This is a genomic window from Streptomyces sp. NPDC051320, assembly GCF_040682175.1.
Lineage (GTDB): Bacteria > Actinomycetota > Actinomycetes > Streptomycetales > Streptomycetaceae > Streptomyces.
This window is the reverse complement of record NZ_JBFBAL010000003.1, coordinates 27161-44667: the sequence shown is the minus strand read 5'-3', so window position 1 is coordinate 44667 and position 17507 is coordinate 27161. Positions and strand designations below refer to the sequence as shown.

16 protein-coding genes and 2 pseudogenes are annotated in these 17507 nt (G+C 70.8%); 12 read left to right on the top strand and 6 right to left on the bottom strand.

Going from position 1 to position 17507, the window contains the following annotated elements:
* Window positions 1–16: 16 nt before the first annotated feature.
* The 5 genes from AB0M87_RS07915 to AB0M87_RS07895 form a co-directional block, all read right to left on the bottom strand.
* Window positions 17–946, bottom strand: coding sequence for an NADH-quinone oxidoreductase subunit H (locus AB0M87_RS07915; protein ID WP_365851034.1), 930 nt, complete (start codon window positions 944–946; stop codon window positions 17–19).
* Window positions 939–2237 (bottom strand): hypothetical protein, encoded by a 1299-nt coding sequence (locus AB0M87_RS07910; RefSeq protein WP_365851033.1) that lies wholly within the window; start codon window positions 2235–2237, stop codon window positions 939–941. Before AB0M87_RS07910 ends, AB0M87_RS07915 begins: the two co-directional genes overlap by 8 nt.
* Complete coding sequence (locus tag AB0M87_RS07905) at window positions 2228–2569, bottom strand: NADH-quinone oxidoreductase subunit A (protein ID WP_365851032.1); 342 nt, start codon at window positions 2567–2569, stop codon at window positions 2228–2230. Before AB0M87_RS07905 ends, AB0M87_RS07910 begins: the two co-directional genes overlap by 10 nt.
* A 356-nt stretch (window positions 2570–2925) precedes the next feature.
* Window positions 2926–4572 (bottom strand): multicopper oxidase family protein, encoded by a 1647-nt coding sequence (locus tag AB0M87_RS07900; RefSeq protein WP_365851030.1) that lies wholly within the window; start codon window positions 4570–4572, stop codon window positions 2926–2928.
* A 95-nt stretch (window positions 4573–4667) separates the two neighbouring features.
* A complete protein-coding gene (locus tag AB0M87_RS07895) occupies window positions 4668–5123 on the bottom strand; it encodes a hypothetical protein (RefSeq protein ID WP_365851029.1) in 456 nt (151 codons plus the stop codon).
* Window positions 5124–5877: 754 nt separating this feature from the next.
* Here AB0M87_RS07895 and AB0M87_RS07890 point away from each other — a divergent pair.
* The 3 genes from AB0M87_RS07890 to AB0M87_RS07880 all read left to right on the top strand — a co-directional run bounded on the left by AB0M87_RS07890 (window position 5878) and on the right by AB0M87_RS07880 (window position 7784).
* Window positions 5878–7275, top strand: coding sequence for an amino acid permease (locus tag AB0M87_RS07890; RefSeq protein ID WP_365851027.1), 1398 nt, complete (start codon window positions 5878–5880; stop codon window positions 7273–7275).
* A 182-nt stretch (window positions 7276–7457) separates the two neighbouring features.
* The gene (locus tag AB0M87_RS07885) at window positions 7458–7580 is read left to right on the top strand and encodes a hypothetical protein (protein WP_365851491.1); all 123 of its coding nucleotides are present in this window, start codon (window positions 7458–7460) and stop codon (window positions 7578–7580) included.
* A 9-nt stretch (window positions 7581–7589) separates the two neighbouring features.
* Window positions 7590–7784, top strand: coding sequence for a hypothetical protein (locus AB0M87_RS07880; protein WP_365851490.1), 195 nt, complete (start codon window positions 7590–7592; stop codon window positions 7782–7784).
* Window positions 7785–7817: 33 nt separating this feature from the next.
* On the opposite strand, the pseudogene AB0M87_RS07875 reads toward AB0M87_RS07880, so the two are convergent.
* Window positions 7818–7979, bottom strand: a pseudogene (locus AB0M87_RS07875) (TetR/AcrR family transcriptional regulator); the annotation flags it as partial.
* Between the two features lie 338 nt (window positions 7980–8317).
* Here AB0M87_RS07875 and AB0M87_RS07870 point away from each other — a divergent pair.
* From AB0M87_RS07870 to AB0M87_RS07830, 9 genes and pseudogenes are all read left to right on the top strand, one after another.
* Window positions 8318–8527, top strand: a complete 210-nt coding sequence (locus tag AB0M87_RS07870) for a DUF6243 family protein (protein WP_221174717.1) — start codon at window positions 8318–8320, stop codon at window positions 8525–8527.
* Window positions 8528–8984: 457 nt separating this feature from the next.
* Entirely contained in the window at window positions 8985–9782 is a 798-nt protein-coding gene (locus AB0M87_RS07865; protein ID WP_365851025.1) for a GntR family transcriptional regulator, read from the top strand.
* A 5-nt stretch (window positions 9783–9787) separates the two neighbouring features.
* Window positions 9788–12486, top strand: a pseudogene (locus AB0M87_RS07860) (fumarate reductase/succinate dehydrogenase flavoprotein subunit).
* A gap of 130 nt (window positions 12487–12616) precedes the next feature.
* The gene (locus AB0M87_RS07855; protein WP_175436735.1) at window positions 12617–12844 is read left to right on the top strand and encodes a ferredoxin family protein; all 228 of its coding nucleotides are present in this window, start codon (window positions 12617–12619) and stop codon (window positions 12842–12844) included.
* Between the two features lie 17 nt (window positions 12845–12861).
* A complete protein-coding gene (locus AB0M87_RS07850; RefSeq protein ID WP_365851023.1) occupies window positions 12862–14316 on the top strand; it encodes an ABC transporter substrate-binding protein in 1455 nt (484 codons plus the stop codon).
* A gap of 21 nt (window positions 14317–14337) precedes the next feature.
* Window positions 14338–15234: an ABC transporter permease gene (locus tag AB0M87_RS07845; protein WP_365851021.1), complete on the top strand. Its 897-nt coding sequence runs from the start codon at window positions 14338–14340 to the stop codon at window positions 15232–15234.
* Complete coding sequence (locus tag AB0M87_RS07840; protein ID WP_365851020.1) at window positions 15231–16004, top strand: ABC transporter ATP-binding protein; 774 nt, start codon at window positions 15231–15233, stop codon at window positions 16002–16004. The genes AB0M87_RS07845 and AB0M87_RS07840 overlap by 4 nt, the downstream gene beginning before the upstream one ends.
* Window positions 16005–16060: 56 nt before the next feature.
* Complete coding sequence (gene fdxA, locus AB0M87_RS07835; RefSeq protein WP_365851019.1) at window positions 16061–16399, top strand: ferredoxin; 339 nt, start codon at window positions 16061–16063, stop codon at window positions 16397–16399.
* Window positions 16396–17340 (top strand): hypothetical protein, encoded by a 945-nt coding sequence (locus AB0M87_RS07830; protein ID WP_365851017.1) that lies wholly within the window; start codon window positions 16396–16398, stop codon window positions 17338–17340. Before fdxA ends, AB0M87_RS07830 begins: the two co-directional genes overlap by 4 nt.
* The last annotated feature ends 167 nt before the right edge of the window (window positions 17341–17507 follow it).

Here is a 17507-nt window from a genome sequence, read left to right as displayed (position 1 = left end):
GTGCTCCCTTCGCTCGTCATCGGTTCAGATCGACCAGAGCCGGCACCAGGGCCTGCACGATCGTCAGCGGGATGAGCACCACCCAGGTCAACTCGACATACCGGTCCGCGCGGATCACCGGCAGCCGCCGCGCCGCCACCACCAGCGCAGCGAGCACCAGCAGCGTCTTGACCAGCGACCACGCCCAGGCCGGCAGTCCCGGGCCGGCGCCGCCGCCCAGGAAGAGCGGCACCGCCATCGCAGCCCCCGCGGCCAGCCACAGCCACCGCCCGGCCTGCAGCAGCAGCCGGTCCGGCCCCGCAGCGTCGCTCAGTACCCCGCCGGCGAGGTCGGGTCCGGCCGGGTAGGCGAACGGGCCCAGAAAGCTGAAGGCGAGGACGCCGGCCAGATAGACGACGAAAGCGACCGGCATCCACACCGCGTACCACAGGCCGTGCTGGGCAGCGGCGATGTCACCTACCCGCAGGGACTGCGCGCCGGTAGCGGCCGAGATCAGTGCGAACATCAGCGGCAACTCGTATGCCAGGCCCTGGGCCAGGAAGCGGTAACCGCCGATGAGGGAGAAGGCCGCGTTGGGGCCCCACCCGGCCAGCCACAGCCCGGCCCAGGTCAGCACCTCCATGGCGTTGAACCACACGACGCCGACCGACACGTCGGCCACCACCGTGTGGCCGAAGGGGATCACCAACGTGGACAGCACCGCGGCCACCGGCACGGTGATCACACCCGCCCGCCACAGCAGCACATCCGGGGCGGGCAGGCGCCGCGGCTGCTTCAGCAGCGCACGCGGCACACCCAGGAACGGCCCCACCGCGGCCGCAGGGGTGAGAGGCCGGCCCGCATCGCGAGCGTCGAGCACGGCGTTGCCGGCCACCGCCAGCGCGGCCAGAGCGAGCAGCAGTGCGGGTGCGGCCAGCAGCGTCCACCAGGCTCCTGCCTCAACCATGGGCCGTCACCTCACGTCCGCTCGCGGCGAGTTCGTCCGGGTCCGGGTCGAGGCCGGCCACGATGAGACGGGCCGCGGCCATCTCCGCCCCGGTCAACAGCTTCGGCAGTAGCCTGATCAGCGCGGCCGACGGCGGGTCATCGGCCTTCCAGTAACCACGGGGGCTTTCTTCCACCGCCGGCTGAAGCAGTGGCAGCTCATCCATCCGCCCGACATCGCGGCGGATGTCGGCAAGCCACCGCCGGTAGCGGTCGGTTACGTCCCCGCCGGCATGCGCCGCCGGTCCGCTCACCCCGGCCTCCCGCGCCTCTCGCGTACTCACGTGGCCGATCCCGCGGGTCAGCCAGGCCAGCGTCCGAGACCGGCCGACCCGGCGGGCGAAACGGTCCAGCCTGGGCACCACCTCCGAGGCAGGAGCACCGGCGAGCAGGTCATCGCGCAGCCGCCGCGCCGCGACCGCCTCGGCGGGCCAGCCGGCCACCGACAACAGCCGGGCCAGGCCGTCCAGACGCGCAGCCGCCCGCCGGCGGGCTCCCTCGCCGACGCTCACCGGCTCACCGGCCGCCGCGCGCATCCACGGCTGCACCCAGAACGGCGCGGGGGCCCCGGCCGTGGGCGGACGCGGCACTTCGAGGTCGGCCTGCTGAATGACATCGCCCTGCAGAACGAGGTGGATGGTCAGGCCGACCGGCCAGTCGTTGAGGAAAGGCCCCAGCGGCACATGGAGCCGGTCCAGCATCAGGCCGTCGCGGTCTTCACCCTGCTCTGCCATCGGCAGCCCGCCCGGCATCTCCATCTGCCTGCCACCGTGACCGCCGTTCCCATCGGCATGCTCGCCGTGCGCACCGGCATGGCCGTGCGCTGCGCCTTCGTCTTCGTCCTCGTGGTGAGCACCTCCGGAAGACTCCTGATGGTCCGGGGCGCCGTCGTCGTCGTTGCGGAATGTTTCGGCGGATGCTTCGACATGCTCGCGCTGAACAGCCGGCGAGCCGAGCTGAGTCTGTCCGGCCTCCAGTGCGGCCTCGATAAAGTCGGCGTCGGGCGCGTGCACCCGGGCGCGGGGCGCGGGCAGGGCCTGCCAGAGCCGGTTGACTGCCGCGTGCAGGTGCGGGCTGTCCGGGCCGACGACAAGCAGCAGATCCGCCTGGGCCGGAGTGGCGGCCAGCGGCCAGTCCCGCAGCCGCGACAGGCGCTCGGCTTGAAGCCGCGCAGCCGTTCCTCCCGGCAGGGTGGCCAGCAGTACGCAGGGCCGGGCAGCGGCAGCGCGCAGCGCGAGGCCGGTCACGTCCATCGCAGTGCGCCCTCCCGCCAGGCATAGACGACGCCGGCCAACAGGACCGCCAGGAAGACGAACATCTCGATCACCGCGCTGGGACCCATCGCGGAGACCACCCGCGTCCACGGATACATGAACACCATTTCCATGTCGAAGGCCAGGAACAGCATCGTCACGGTGTACCAGCGCACGTGGAACCGGCTGACCGCGTGCTCGACCGGGTCCAGCCCCGAGTTGAACGGAGCGGCGGCCACCGGATCGGAGGACAACCGCGCCGCCCAGGCCGCCCCGTAGACACCGGCGACAGCCAGTACCGCCACGCCCAGCAGCGACAGCGCCGCCGTCATCCCGTTCACTCCGCCTCACCGTCCTGGCAGGTGGCCGGCAGACCCTCCTGATGTCGCCAGGCCGGAAGGACGGCCGGGGCCGCGTCGTGCGGGGCGGCGGTCTGGACGGCCATCTCCGCGCTCCTCTCCTACTGTCGTCCGGGCCGGTCGCGTACCCCCGGGGGGCATCTGTAATCCCAAGTGGTGGACCGGCGTCCTTGTGAGGATCGCGGCTCAGGACGCCGGAAGGGGGGAGGGCGCGCCACGCCAGGGGGAACGTCCCGCCCCCTGGGACCGCGCGCATGGCGGCCGCCCGACCCGCGCAGCAGCGACTGTGCCGGCAGGGAATGCCCCCGCCGGCAGAATCACCGCGCGACTCAGGCTTGGTAGGCCACCAGCGCCATCATTCCGGCAGCACCGTGGTAGGCGTTGTGGCAGTGCAGCAACCACTGCCCCGGGTTGTCCGCGTCGAAGAACACCGACAAGGTCGTCTTCGGCAGCACGATGGTGGTGTCCTTGCGCGGACCGCCCCTGGCGAGCTGGTAGGTGTGGCCGTGCAGGTGCATCGGATGCCACATGTCCGTCTTGTTGACGAAGTCCAGCCGGACCCGCTCTCCCTGCTCTACCAGGACGGGGTTCGCGGTGGGGTTGTTCATGTCGAACCGCTGGCCGTTGATGCCCCAGTCGTACGTGTCCATGCCCCCGGTCAGTTCGATGCGGTGCACGCGGTCGGCCTGCTTCGTCTCCAGCCGGACATCGTCGGCCGCCTTCAGCTGAGCGGCCGTCATGGTCATGCCGTCCAGTTCCTTAGGGCGGACGGTCGGCTTCGGCGCGCCGGCGGACCCTGTGCGGACCAGGGCCATGCCACTGGCCTTCTTGCCTTCGGCGAGCGCGACGAGCGGGAAGACGCCGTCGGAGAGGGTGACCAGGACGTCGTACCGCTCCGCCATCCCGACCAGCAGCGCGTCCACTTGCTGGTGCTGGACCGGGAAGCCGTCGGTGTGGGTGACGGTCAGCTTGTGGCCGCCGAGCGCGACCCGGTACGCCGTGTCGCCGCCGGCGTTGATGATGCGCAGCCTGACCCGCTTACCGGGCTTGCTGGTGAATACATCGGGGTCGGCCGGCACACGGCCGTTGACGAGGTGGTAGGGATACTTGACGTCGCCGGCGTCACCGCCGAGCAGCTTGCTTTGGGCATCCATGAGCATGAACTTCATCGACATGCCGCCGGAACGGGGCGGCGAGGCGGTCGCGTTGTCCGAGGTGCCGCCGCCCATGCTCAGGTGGCTCATGTCCATCCCGCCCATGCCCCCCATGTCGTCGTCACCGGTGGAACTGCTCGGGCTGGGGCTCGCGCCGCCCATGTCCATGCCGCCCATGCCGTGTTTGAGTCCGGCAAGGACCTCGTCGGGGGTGCCGCTGGTGCCGTCGATCCAGTCGTCGAGGACGATGACCCACTCGTCGTCGTACGACAGCGGCTCCTTCGGGTCTTCGACGATCAGCGGACCGTACAGGCCACGGTCGAGTTGGACGCCGACGTGCGGGTGGAAGAAGTAGGTGCCCGGGGCGTCAGCGACGAAACGATAGGCGAAGTTGCTCCCGGCCCGTACCGCGGTCTGGGTGGCAGGGGGTACGCCGTCCATGCTGTTGCGCAGGGCGATGCCGTGCCAGTGGACGGAGGTGGCGGTCCGGTTCGGCAGCTGGTTGGAGAGCTCGGCTGCGAGAGTGTCACCGGCCGACAGGCGGATCTCCTTGCCCGGCGCGCGGCCGCTGAAGGCCCAGCTCTTGGCCAGCACCCCGCCGCCGAGGTCCAGCATCGCCGGCGCGGCAGTCAGGGTGACGTTGTGCACCTTGCCGGTGCTCCTGCGCCTCTTGTCGGTGGCGGCGACCAGCTTGCTGTCGGGGCCGACCAGAGACGGGGCGCCGGGGGAGCTGCCGGAGCCACCGCTGCACGCGGTGAGCGCACTTGAGCCGGCGACTCCGAGTCCGGCCAGCAGGACGGAGCGACGGTTGATGCTGTTCATGGGGTAAGTCCTCTTCTCGATGCGCGGATGATCCAGGTGCCTGCGGCAGCTCCGCTTCCGAACGGAAAGCGGCAGCAGACCGCAGGACGGCGGGCCTAGATCAGCAACCGGGAGAGGACTGAGAGGTCGGGCGGAGCACGGTGCCAGATCCCCGAAGGACGCTGCGCGGCAAGGGCGCCGGGCACGGAAGAGCCCTGAACGGCGTGGTGCAGGGCAGCCGGCGGCGCCAGCAGCTGCGGCGTGCCCACATCCCCGGACGAACAGTGCTGCATGGACGGGCCGGAGCAGGGACCGCCCCCGTCATGGTCCGTGGCCGGGGCCACGGCCTGGCCGGCCTGGTCGTGCACGGTCTGGGCGATCGCCTGCGTCGGCACCACCGCGCCGTGGTCCATCCCGGGCCTCACACCCATCGCGGCGGTGGGTGTGGCGACGCCGACCGTGTCATGGTGAACCAGGACAGCGAAAGCGGCGACCAGCGCCAGGACGGCGGCCCACGTCCAGCGCAGTGCAGCGTCTCGGGGGCTGATCCGCCGGTACATCGCTGCCGTCATCGCCTTTCCCATCCGTTCACTGCCAGGGGACACTATACCCCTGCGGGGTACCCTGACGACGTGGTTCCTCGCCGGACACGCCGGAGCCCACAGATGTCCATGAGGCGGTACGCGCGCCGACGGAACTGCTTTGATCGTGACGGCTTCCTCTGTGCACGGGCTCTCGCCGGCGACCTGAGCTGCGAGCCGACGCCACCTTCGACAACATCGGCTCCAACGCGGTGGGCTGGACACACGGAGGTGAGGACTACCTTAAGGAATCCGCGCTCTCGCGGAGCTTCCGACCTGAGGCTCCCCCGGTGCATGCACCTGTGTGGCCGGCTGTTGCGGCGTCAGCCGTGTGTCCGGCTGTCCCTGCCGCAGGAATTTGTTCGGTGAGGACATCGGCGTCCTGCGTGTGCTCGACGTCATCGCTGCTCGCGGCCGTCCGCTGCAGCAAGGGGCCGGTGAGGTGCTGATACCTGCGGCGCGTCCGGGCGGACTTGCCGGGCTCCCAGCCCATGACCCCGCAGCCCCGCACCACATGAAGCAGCCGACCAGGCAATCTCACCAGGGATGCGCCGTCACATGCCGGCGACGACAGGGAAAAGCTGGTGAATACGGCCCAGAAGCGGGCGTTCATCAGTGACCTTGACGCGTCCTTGACGTCGCGCTGATGGTGCACGGATGAGTTGCTGACGTACGGTTGTCACCGGTGTGCCGGGAAGTCTGGTCGGCGAAGTTCCTTCAACTTTTTTTACCGAGAGGTCTTCGCGTGCCTACCCCCAGCCAGGCCGCCGTCACCACGGCTGCCCCCCGGGGCCTGCGCGGTCACACACCGCGCCGGTCCGTCCTTTTCTTCGCGTTCGCCTTCGCGGTGATCGCCGACCCCGTCTCCTCCGTTGCCTATGCGATCGAGGCAGCGCTGCGCGCCCTGCACGGGGACCTGGCGTTGCTGCTGCCCACGATGAGCCTGGTGGTCGGGCTGGTGGTCGTGGTCACCGCCAACTACTGGCAGCTGGTGCGCCGCTTCCCGAAAGGCGGGGGCGCGGCGGCTGCGGCGGCGCGGGCGTTCGGGCCGCGGTGGACGTTCCTGCCCATCGGCGCGCTGGTGGTCGACTTCGTGCTGACCATCGGCATCTCGATCGCCGCGGCGGCCAGTGCGGTGATCGCGCTGTTCCCAGGGCTCGCCCCGATCCGCATCCCGCTGGCGCTGGTGCTGCTGCTCGTGGTGGCCGGACTGACCTGGTTCGGGCACGGCGGACGGCTGCTGTTCGCCGTCATGACCGTGGCGTTCGTGGTGATCTCCGTGGCCGTCCTGATCCTCGGCTTCGCCGCGCCCCACACCACGGGCCACTCGGCGTCGACAGCCGGTCCGGGTCACTCGGCCATGCTCGCGGTGGTCCTGGCCTTCCCGGTCGCCATGGCCCTGGCCACTGGCATCGAGGCGCCGTCCACCGCGATCGCCCAGCTCGGCCAGCTCGATGACACCCACCGCCGCCGCTTCGGCCGCGGCACCCTGGCCCTGGTCGTGGTGATCGTCGGTGGCCTTACCCTGGCCCTGACTGCGCTCGCGGTCCGGTTGCACATCGGCATCCCCGGCACCGACTCCACCCAGATCGCCGACATCGCCCACGCCGCGGCCGGCCCCGGCTGGCTGTACAGCGCCTTCCAGCTGACCAGCTCGCTCCTGCTGCTCGCGGCCGCCAGCTCCTCCTTCCAGGCAGGTCCCGGCCTGCTGAAGGCCCTGTCCGGTACGGCCGAGACACCGGGCGTACTGCCTCCTGTGCTGGGCCGGACGAACCGCCACCACACCCCGTACTGGTCCGTGGTGGTGTACCTGGCCGCGGCAGCGGTCATCATCCTCGCTGCCGCCGGGCAGGAACAGGAACTGGTCCTGTTCTACGCGGTCGCGGTCTTCGTCAGCTTCCTGGTGGGTCTGCTCGCCATGACCCGCTTCGCCCGGCGCGAGGGCAAACCCGCGCTGGTATGGGTCAACGGCCTTGCCGCGGCGGCCGTAGCTTTCACCCTCGCGGTGAACCTGCTGCGCGGCTGGCCCATGCTGTCGATGCTGGCCGCGCTGCTCATCGCCGTCGGCTTGTACGTCCGCTGGAACCGTGCCGGCCGGCCCACCGGCATCGAGGACGTCGAGGCCAGAGCCGAAGCGGCCTGACCGGGAGCACCCGCACCTCCTGCCCGTGAGTTCCTCGCGTTCCACGGGCAGGAGACGCGCCCGGGCGCCCATAGAACGGGCGCACCGGGCAGAGCCTGGCCTACGACGTCGAGGACTCCGACGAGGTCTACTTCGTCGACGGGCACAGTCACGAACGTTTCGTCATCGAGGGCACCGCCCACGTGGCACCGGGCACCCTGCCCGAGACCCTGCACCGCTTCCTCAGCGACAGCGGCCGGAAGAACCTCCAACACCCCAATGGCGAGGCGTGGAAGGTGCCCCCCGGGCAGGTGAAGCGCGATTGACCCGTCCGTATGTCCGGGTACCGCGACCACCATCGCCCCGCCGCCGAACTCCAGCACATCGCCGTCTTCCACCTCCAGGCCCACCCGGCACGGCGGGGCCGGCGGCAGTGGCGGAAGAGCCGCCCGGATCGGTACGTCGAATTCCTCCAGCGCCGGTGCGCCCCGGCCACCTCGCCCCGGATCGCCGGCGCCTCCAGCCGATGAGCCACCACCTCCGCGCCCGGGCGGCGAGGAGCGCTGGTAGGCCGAGCCGGTGGTGATCCCGGCCGCGTCGGCGACCGCGGTCATGGACGCCTGAGCCCAGCCGACCTCGGCCACGACCTTGGTGGCCGCGTACGACGAGACGTTCCCGGCGGCTTCAAGCCGGCGAATTTCGGCCGGGCTCTTGCGGGAGGCCATAGAAGAAGTGAACCATCATTCAGAGTTTCCCGCCACGGCCGGTTCTGCCGGCCCGGCTCGTCAGGAGAATGTGATGCACCTCAGTGGGGGCTGGTCCGTTAGCTGACTGGAAGGAAAAGGCTGACACCCGGGCGCTCGCCGAACGCCCGGCCGACGCTGTGACGGCGAAAAACTTGGTGTGCAGGGCCGACGGAACCAGGTACCGTCTTGGTCATGTTCTTCCAGATGCCGATTTACGAGTGAGAGCGTGATGGGCCCGTGCTGACGCCCTTCGACGTCGCCGTGCCCGTCCCCCACCGATGAATCCGTAGATCACTTCCATCATTCCGGGAGAACCCGTGAGCAAGAACATCAACAACCCCGTGGGCATGGGCGGCGGCCAGCGCAAGAAGCTGTCCCGAGCCGAACGGCAGAACAACGGTCCGCACCGCAACCTCGACCGCCAGGGTGCCGCCGACCAGAAGGCGGAGCTGGTGCGCAAGATGCGCGAGAAGGCAGGCGCAGCCGAGGGTGCCGGGCAGACGGGCGACGACACCGCACAGAGTTAGGCCGCGCCTGGTACGGCCGCAGGGCCCGGACCGCGCGTCGCGGTCCGGGCCCTGCGCCGGAAGTTCCGTGCCGTCCGGCTGGACGAGACACCTCCGACGGGACCGGCCGCCGCGCTACTGACCTTCGCCGGCCGCGGCTCGCCCGCCGCCCACGGGTAGCACCCGCGCCTGGCTCGGCACCCCCACAGGGGGATGGCTTCCCTGTCGGCCGAACGTCGGCCGCCGGTGGAACCTGGCCTCCGGCCGGCCCGTGGTGGCCCGCACCAGCACCGCTCAGGCCGCGCGTGGCCCGATGGCGCGGACAAGCGCCTCGTGCGTCTGCCCTGCGTGGCGATACGGCCCGGCAGCAGTCCGTCACCCCAGGTCAGCGGCGCGCTGCTGCACTACGAGGCTGGCGTAACAAGCGCGCAATTCCAGCCACCGGTACGCGTAACAAGCACTCCGGAACATTCCGGCCATGACAGGGATCATCGCTGGTGGCCGGGCAGCAGGAAGCCGCGTCGCACCAGTCCGGCGTATCCGGGACGTGCTGCGCACCCGCGTCCTCGCGGGCGTTTACGGAGCCCGGCCGCTGCCCTCCGAGGCAGAACTGGCGGCGGAGTTCGGGGCCAGTCGCAACATCGTGCGGGACGTCCTCGCGCTGTTGCGCAAGGAGGGTCTGGTCGACCGTATCCCCGGAGTCGGCACCTTCGTGGTCTCCGGCAAGGCCGTGCAGGGGCTGGATCGGCTGCGCGGGCTCGCGGAGAGCTTCGACACCGGCTGCGACCGGGTCGTCAACCAGGTCCTGCTGGCGGACACCGTGCCCGCCACCCCCACGGTGGCCGAGCGGCTGGAACTCCGTCCGGGCACCGAAGTGATCGCCCTGGAACGGGTGCGTTTTCTCGACGGTCAGCCGCTGTCCCTGGACGCCAGCTACCTGCCGGCGGACATCGGCAGGCCCCTGCTGGAGATGGACCTGGCACGACACGACGTGTTCGGTCTGCTCGAAGGCGAACTCGGCCTGCCGCTCGGCGCCGCCGCGGTCTCCATCGAGGCGATCGCCGCCGACCGGACGGTGGCCGACCTGCTCCACGTACCCGACGGTTTTCCCCTGCTGTTCCTCGAACGGCTGACCTACACCGACGCGGGCCGGCCCATCGACCTGGAGTTCGTCCGCTTCCGGGGCGACCGGACGTCGCTGGCCGGCTGGCTCCACCGCACCCCCGACCCGCTGCACCCGCGGCTGGACCCCCACCCTTCTCCCGAAAGGGGCTGACTTCCGTGCAGATCCCACCTCTGTCACAACGGCGCGAGCTCGCCTGTGACGTCCTCATCGTCGGCGGAGGCACCGCCGGCACGATGGCGGCGCTGACCGCGGCCGCGAACGGCGCCGACGTGCTGCTGCTGGAGAAGGCTCATGTACGTCACTCCGGGGCGCTGGCCATGGGCATGGACGGCGTGAACAACGCCGTCGTCCCGGGCAAGGCCACCCCCGAGGACTACGTCGCCGACATCACCCTCGCCAACGACGGCATCGTCAATCAGCGCACCATCTACGAGACCGCGACCCGCGGCTTCGGCATGGTGCAGCGCCTGGAGGGCTACGGCGTCAAGTTCGAGAAGGACGAGCACAACGAGTACGCCGTGCGCAAGGTGCACCGCTCGGGCAGCTATGTGCTCCCGATGCCCGACGGCCGCGACGTCAAGAAGGTCCTGTACCGCACCCTGCGGGCCCGCCATGTGCGCGACCGGGTCACCATCGAGAACCGGATCATGCCGGTACGGGTGCTCACCGAGGACGGCCGTGCCATCGGAGCCGTCGGCTTCGACACCCGCAGCGGGGAGTTCGTCACCATCTCCGCCGGCGCGGTGATCCTGGCCGCAGGGGCCTGCGGGCGCCTGGGCCTGCCCGCCAGCGGCTATCTGTACGGCACCTACGAGAACCCGACCAACGCCGGCGACGGCTACGCGATGGCCTATCACGCCGGCGCCGAACTGTCCGGCATCGAGTGCTTCCAGATCAACCCGCTCATCAAGGACTACAACGGCCCGGCCTGCGCCTACGTCGCCAACCCCTTCGGCGGCTACCAGGTCAACGCCGACGGCAACCGCTTCGTCGACTGCGACTACTGGTCCGGGCAGATGATGGCGGAGGTCAAGCGGGAACTGGACAGCGCACGCGGCCCCGTCTACCTCAAGCTGAGCCACCTGCCCGACGCAACGATCAGCCAGATCGAGGGCATCCTGCACACCACCGAACGCCCCACCCGAGGCACCTTCCACGCGGGCCGCGGGCACGACTACCGCACCCATGACGTCGAGATGCACATCTCCGAGATCGGACTGTGCAGCGGGCACTCTGCCTCCGGCGTGTGGGTGGACGAGCACGCGGCGACCACGGTCCCCGGCCTGTACGCGGCCGGAGACATGGCCTGCGTACCGCACAACTACATGATCGGCGCCTTCGTCTACGGCGACATCGCGGGTGAGCACGCCGCCACCTTCGCCGCCTCCGCCGGCCGTCCCGCGCTGCCCGAGGACCAGATCGCCGCAGCCCACGAACTGGTCTACCGGCCGCTGGCCAACCCGGACGGCCCCCCTCAGCCGCAGGTGGAGTACAAGCTCCGCCGTTTCGTCAACGACTATCTCCAGCCGCCCAAGACGGAGCGCTATCTGACCCTCGGTGTGGAGGCGTTCGATCGGATGGGCCGGGAGATCGCCGGCATGGGGGCCCACACCCCGCACGAACTGATGCGCTGTGCCGAGGTCACCTTCATCCGGGACTGCGCGGAGATGGCCGCCCGGGCCTCGCTGGCCCGCACCGAGAGCCGCTGGGGCCTCTACCACCAGCGTGCCGACCGGCCCGAGCAGGACGACGCCAACTGGTTCCGCCACCTCCAACTGCGCAAGAGCACCGGCGGGGAGACGGAGACGCTGACCCGCCCGGTGGCGCCGTACATCGTCCCGGTTCCCGGTTTCGTCCGCCCCGACGGGGTGCCCGACGTGCCCGCACCGGCCAGTGCCGAACTCGCGGCGGTGTGGGGATGACAACAGGTACGCAGGGCCAGCAGGCAGGCACGCGGGGCCCCCACCGGATCCTCGCGCTCCTGGAGCTCGCCGAGGAGTCCCCGACCACCGACGAACTGGCCGAGTTCCTGACCGATCCTGACCCCGGCGTACGCCGCACCGCGCTGACCGTGCTCAGCGAGGCGGCCGAGACGTGGGACGAACCCTCGGCCCTGTTCGCGGCAGCCCTGCTGGATTCGGACGCGGCGGTCCGCCGTACCGCCGTCGAACTGCTCGGCGAACTGCGCGAGGTCCTGGTGATCGGGGAGCGGTTCACCCGTTCTCTGCACGAGGCGAGCAGGTCGGAGGACGCCGATGTCCGCGCCGCGGCCGTGGGCGCCCTGTGGCGCCACCGGCTGTGCAGCACCGAGGAGTTGGCCTCGTTGTTGCCCGACCCGCTGGAGGCCGTCCGGTGCGAGGTGGTGCTCGGGCTCGTCTCGCTCGACGCGCTGGACGCGCTGGACGCGGCCGCCGCCGATCCGTCACCGGCGGTGCGGCTGGCCGTCGCCCGGGGGCTGGGCTCGGTCGGCGATCCCCGCGGCACCACCACCCTGACCGCGCTGGCCGAGGACACCGATGTCCTGGTCCGGGCCGCGGCCCTGTCGGCCATGGCACACACCGGCTGCGCCGAGCAGGCGGCGGCCGTCGCCACCGCGGCGCTGGCCGACCCGGCCTGGCAGGTCCGGCAGGGAGCGGCCGCCGCTCTGTCCGTGGCGGACCCGCAGGAGGCGGTCGCACCACTGATCGCCGCCACCCGCGACACCAACCTCGACGTCCGCAAGGCCGCGGTCAAGGCCCTCGGCTCCCGGCTGCCGAGCCGCCCGGAGGTCCGGGCGGCCCTGACGGCGGCCCTTGACGACGCGGATGCCGATGTCCGTGCCTTTGCCCGCATGAGTCTCGCCGCCGCGGAGTGACCCACCGTCCGACCACCGCCCCGGGGGAGCGCGCGTTTCTCCCCGCATGGCCGGACTTGACGACGACCGACCGCATGACAGCCAACGGACCACCACACGCCCGAGAACGACCCGTTGAAGGAGATACCAGATGGCCCAGGCAGCGAACCGGGTGGACGTACCCGTCACGATCGACGAATCCAAGTGCATCGACGGATGCACACTCTGCGTGGATATGTGCCCGCTCGACTCCCTTGCCATCCACCCCGACACCGGCAAGGCGTACATGCATGTCGACGAGTGCTGGTACTGCGGCCCCTGCGCGGCCCGCTGCCCGGTCGACGCGGTGACGGTCGACATCCCCTTCCTCCTGCGCTGACCTGACCGGAGCCCGCCATGGACGCCTTCCCGATTCCGCCGCGCAGAGCGGCTTGCCGCAACCGGTCACTTCCCGCGCTGATGTCCGTCCTCGGCCTCGGTCTCGCAGCCGCCGGCTGCGGCACCAGCAGCGCGTCGGACTCCTCCACCGTCGTGGTCGACATGGGCTACCAGTCCAAGACCATCAACACCGTCACCGCCGGCACGCTGCTGCGTGACCGCGGCACCTTCGAACGCAAACTCGACGCCATCGGCAAGGCGAGCGGTGTGCACTACAAGGTCGTCTGGCAGGACTTCCCCTCGGGCCCGCCGCTGACCGCGCAGATGATCGCCGACAAGGTCGACATCGGCTCCATGGGGGACTACCCGGTCCTGGTCAACGGATCGAAGACCGCTCAGTACCCCGACGCCAAGTCGGAACTGGTCGCCGTCACCGGCTACAACCTGCGCGGCTCCCTCAACCAGGTCGTCGTCCCCAAGAGCTCCTCCGCGAAGACCCTCGCCGACCTGCGCGGCAAGGTCGTCTCCACCAGCCTCGGCTCGGCCGGCCACGGCATGCTGGTCAAGGCGCTGCGGAAGAACGGAATGAGCCCCGACGACGTCAAGCTCCTCAACCAGGACCCCTCGGTCGGCGCCTCCGCCCTGGAGGGCAAGCAGGTGGCCGCGCTCTCCCAGTTCGTACCCTGGCCGCAGCTGATGGTCTTCCGGGGGCAGGGCCGCCTGCTGTACGACGGCGGCGCCAACCAGGTGCCCACCTTCCACGCGGTCGTCACGCGCCAGGCCTTCGCCGAGGCCCACCCCGAGGTGATGAGGGCTTTCCTGGAATCGGTGCAGGACACCACGGACTACCTCAACCAGCACCCCCTGGCCGCCGCAGAACGGGTCGCGAAGATCACCGGCATCGAGCCCGAGGTGGTCTACCTCTACAACGGGCCGGGCGGCCTGGTCACCTTCGACCCGACGATCAAGAAGGCGCTGGTCGAAGCCCTCGCCGCCGATCTGCCGTTCCTCAAGGACCTCGGCTCGGTCGAGGACCTTGACCTCGAGAAGTTCGTCAACGACAGCTACCTGCGCGAGATCTACGGCTCCTCCTACGCGACCGCCAGCGCGAAGGTCAGCAACCCGGACCTGCTCAAGGGCCAGGACCCGGTCTGCCACACGGCGGTCGACGATCCGGGCACCGCCTCCGAGGTCTGGTTCGCCGGCCAGGAGACGACAGGGGTCGCGGCCACCCCGACCTGCCTGCTGCGGCAGATCGCCGCGCACAAGGGGAACGTACGGGCCGCCTATGTACCGGATGCGAAGAACGGCACCCGCATGTTCGCCACTGCCGCGACCTGGGTGCTCGACCCCGCCCGAGCCGCGAACTCCCGGCTTCTGCCGTTCGCGGTGACGGTCGACGCGGACTCCTACCTGGCGGGCCACACGGGCGCCCGCGAACTCGACTACGCCGCGGCACTCGCCGCCGCGTGAGAGCTCGGACGAAGAGGACCCATGACAACGACTCCCGTCTCCGCCCAGCCTCTGACCGACACCGGTCATCCGGCGACCGCACCGCCCCCGCCTCGCCACGGTCTGCGTGCCGCTCTGCGCCCACGTACACCGGCCGGAGGATGGCTGCGCCGGCCGGCCGCCGCAGCCCTGGCCGTGCTCCCGCTGGCCGCCGCGGTGCTGCTGTGGTATCTGCTCACGGCCAACAACGTCGTGCTGTGGCTGCGCTTCGACAAGGTGCCCGGCCCGGCCGAGGTGTACGACACCCTGCGCGTCCAGCTCGCGTCCGGCGCCTACTATCAGGACCTGCTGGCCAGCCTGCGTCGCATCCTGTTCGGCTTCGGGCTCGCCGCCGCGAGTGGCGTGGCCATCGGCATCGCGGTGGGCCGCTCCCGGCTGGTGCAGGCACTGGTGCGGCCGCTCATCGAGGTCGCCCGGCCGATTCCCGCGATCGCCCTGGTACCCCTGGCGATCCTGATGTTCCCCACCGGCGAGCAGGGCATCGTCTTCATCACCTTCTTCGCGGCGTTCTTCCCGGTCGCGGTGAGCACCATCCACGCGATGCGCACCCTGCCCAAGGTGTGGGAGGAGGCCGCCCGGACCATGGGCGCCGGCCGGTTGTCCGTACTGGCGCACGTGATACTTCCCGGGGCCATGCCCGGCATCTTCTCCGGACTCTCGGTCTCCGTGGGCGTCGCCTGGATCTGCGTCATCAGCGCCGAGATGATCTCCGGTCAGTTCGGCATCGGTTACTACACCTGGCAGTCGTACGGACTGCTCGACTACTCCGGCGTCGTCGTCGGCATGCTGTCGATCGGCGTCCTGGGCTGGGGCACCGCCTGGCTCGTGGAGCGGCTCGGAGCACGCGTCAACCGCTGGCTGCCGAGGGCCGCCCGGTGACCGCCGGAGCGCGGATCCGGCTGGAGGGACTGAAACTCGCCTTCGGCGACATGCCGGCCGCCGAGGTCGACCTCGACGTGGAACCCGGAGAGATCGTGGTCCTGCTCGGCCCGTCCGGCTGCGGGAAGTCGACCATCCTGCGCGCGCTGGCCGGGTTGCTGAAGCCGGTCGCCGGACGGGCCGACGTCGACGGCGAACCTGTGGGCGACACGGACGCCTCCTGCGCGATGGTCTTCCAGGAGGACGCGCTGCTGCCCTGGCGCTCGGCCGCACGCAACGTGGAGTACGCCCTGAAACTACGCGGCGTGCCGCGCCGCGAACGGCGCCGAGAGGCCGAGGGCCTGCTGGCCCAGGTCGGCCTGGAGGGCTTCTCCGGTCATCTGCCCGGCCAGTTGTCCGGAGGCATGCGGCAGCGTGTCCAGCTGGCCAGGACTCTGGCCACCCGTCCTCAGGTGATGCTGATGGACGAGCCGTTCGGCGCGCTGGATGCCCAGACCCGCTCGGAGATGCAGCAACTGCTGATCTCCGTCTGGCAGCAGTACGAGACCACGATCCTGTTCGTCACCCACGACGTCGACGAGGCGCTGCTGCTGGCCGACCGGATCGTGCTGCTCAGCCCCCGCCCCGCGACGGTCCGCGAGATCGTCGGCATTCCCCAACCGCGTTGGCCAGGAGCGCAGTTCGAGCCCGATTTCGCCCGTCGCCGCTACGAGATCCTCGCTTCGATGAGCGACGCGCCATCCCCCGAGCTCTCCTCCGAAAACGCCTGAACCTCCCAACGAGGACCACCACCGAACCATCACCACAGCGAAGGAGTGACCTCGTCATGACCTACGTCATCGGGGCCGCGTGCGTCGACGTCATGGACCGCGCGTGCGTCGACGAATGCCCGGCGGACTGCATCTACGTCGGGGAGCGCATGGCCTACATCAACCCCGAGGAATGCATCGACTGCAGCGCCTGTGAACCCGTCTGTCCCGTCGAGGCGATCACTATGGAGGACGAAGTCCCTCCGGAGCAGGCCGCGTTCGTCGCCGAGAACGCCCGCTTCTTCACCTCGGTGCTGCCCGGGCGGACCGAGCCGCTGGGCACGCCCGGCGGTGCGGAGCGGCTCGGCCCGATCGACACCGACACGCCCTTCGTCCAGGGCTACACGGCGCCATGAGCGGCGCGGTGACCGCCGCGGGCGCCGACCGCGCCGCCCGTACGGTGCTGGCGGCGCGGACCTACCCAGGCGCGGCGGTGCTCGTCGTCGCCCTCCGCGGCGGCCACTGGCCCTACTCCTGCGGGCTGGCCAGTACGGTGCGCCGCCTCGCCCCCCTCCTCTCCGCCGCCGGCGCCGAAGTGCTGCTGCTTGGCGCGGGAACGCCACAGGAGCGGGAGACGACCGCCGCGGTCTGGCGGCTGCCCTTCCGGTGGCTGCCCGAGGCGGCGGGGGAGCCGGTCGCCCGGGAACTGGGCGTGTGGGACGAGGCGTCGGGCCGGATACTCGACGGCCTCGGCCTGCTCGGCCCGGACGGCGACTGGATCCTGTGCGAGGATTTGGACGATCCTGGCGGTACGGGTTCGCCAGAGGCGGTGCTGGCGGCACTGCGGGGCGCTCGGTTGGTGCCAGTTCCAGTCCCAGCCCCTGCTCCTCTTTCGGACCCGACTGGTTCGGTGCACGTGCCGCTCGGGGGTGCTGTGGCGTCAACCGCCGGCGTTCCGGTGCCTTCGCGGACTGCTGGGGCGGTGTCGGCCTGGGCGCCGGCGTCCGGTGATCCGGCCGACTCTCTGTGGGCGGGTCCGACGGCCTCTGCCGGTCCGGCGGCCCCGCCGCGCGATGATTCCGCCCTTCGGCTCTCTGCCGGTGCGGAGACAGCGCCGTCCGCCGATCGGGCGGCGGACGCGGCCGACACCTCGGCGGCCGTGCGCCTCCGCACGGGCGTCCGAGACCCCGCGCATGTTGCCGGGTTCCTTCGCCGGGCGCTGGCCGGAGCGGACCGTCTGGCACGGGACCTGCCGTCATCGTCACCTGCCGCCGTCACAGCGGGACGCACCCGGCTCCGCCTCGCCCGGTACCTGCGCGCGGTGCAGGATCTCGTACCCTCCGACGGCACATCCTGACTGCCAGGCCGCTCCCGTCCGGGCCACCCTCGGCGCCGCCGCGCCTCGTTGGGCGACGGCATGCCCGCCACCGTTCAATCCAGCCGGGTCACCCGCGCCACGGAGTTCAGTGGCTCCCAGCGGACGGAGTCGGGAGCCGGTGAACCGGCAGCCCAGTCCCCTTGGCG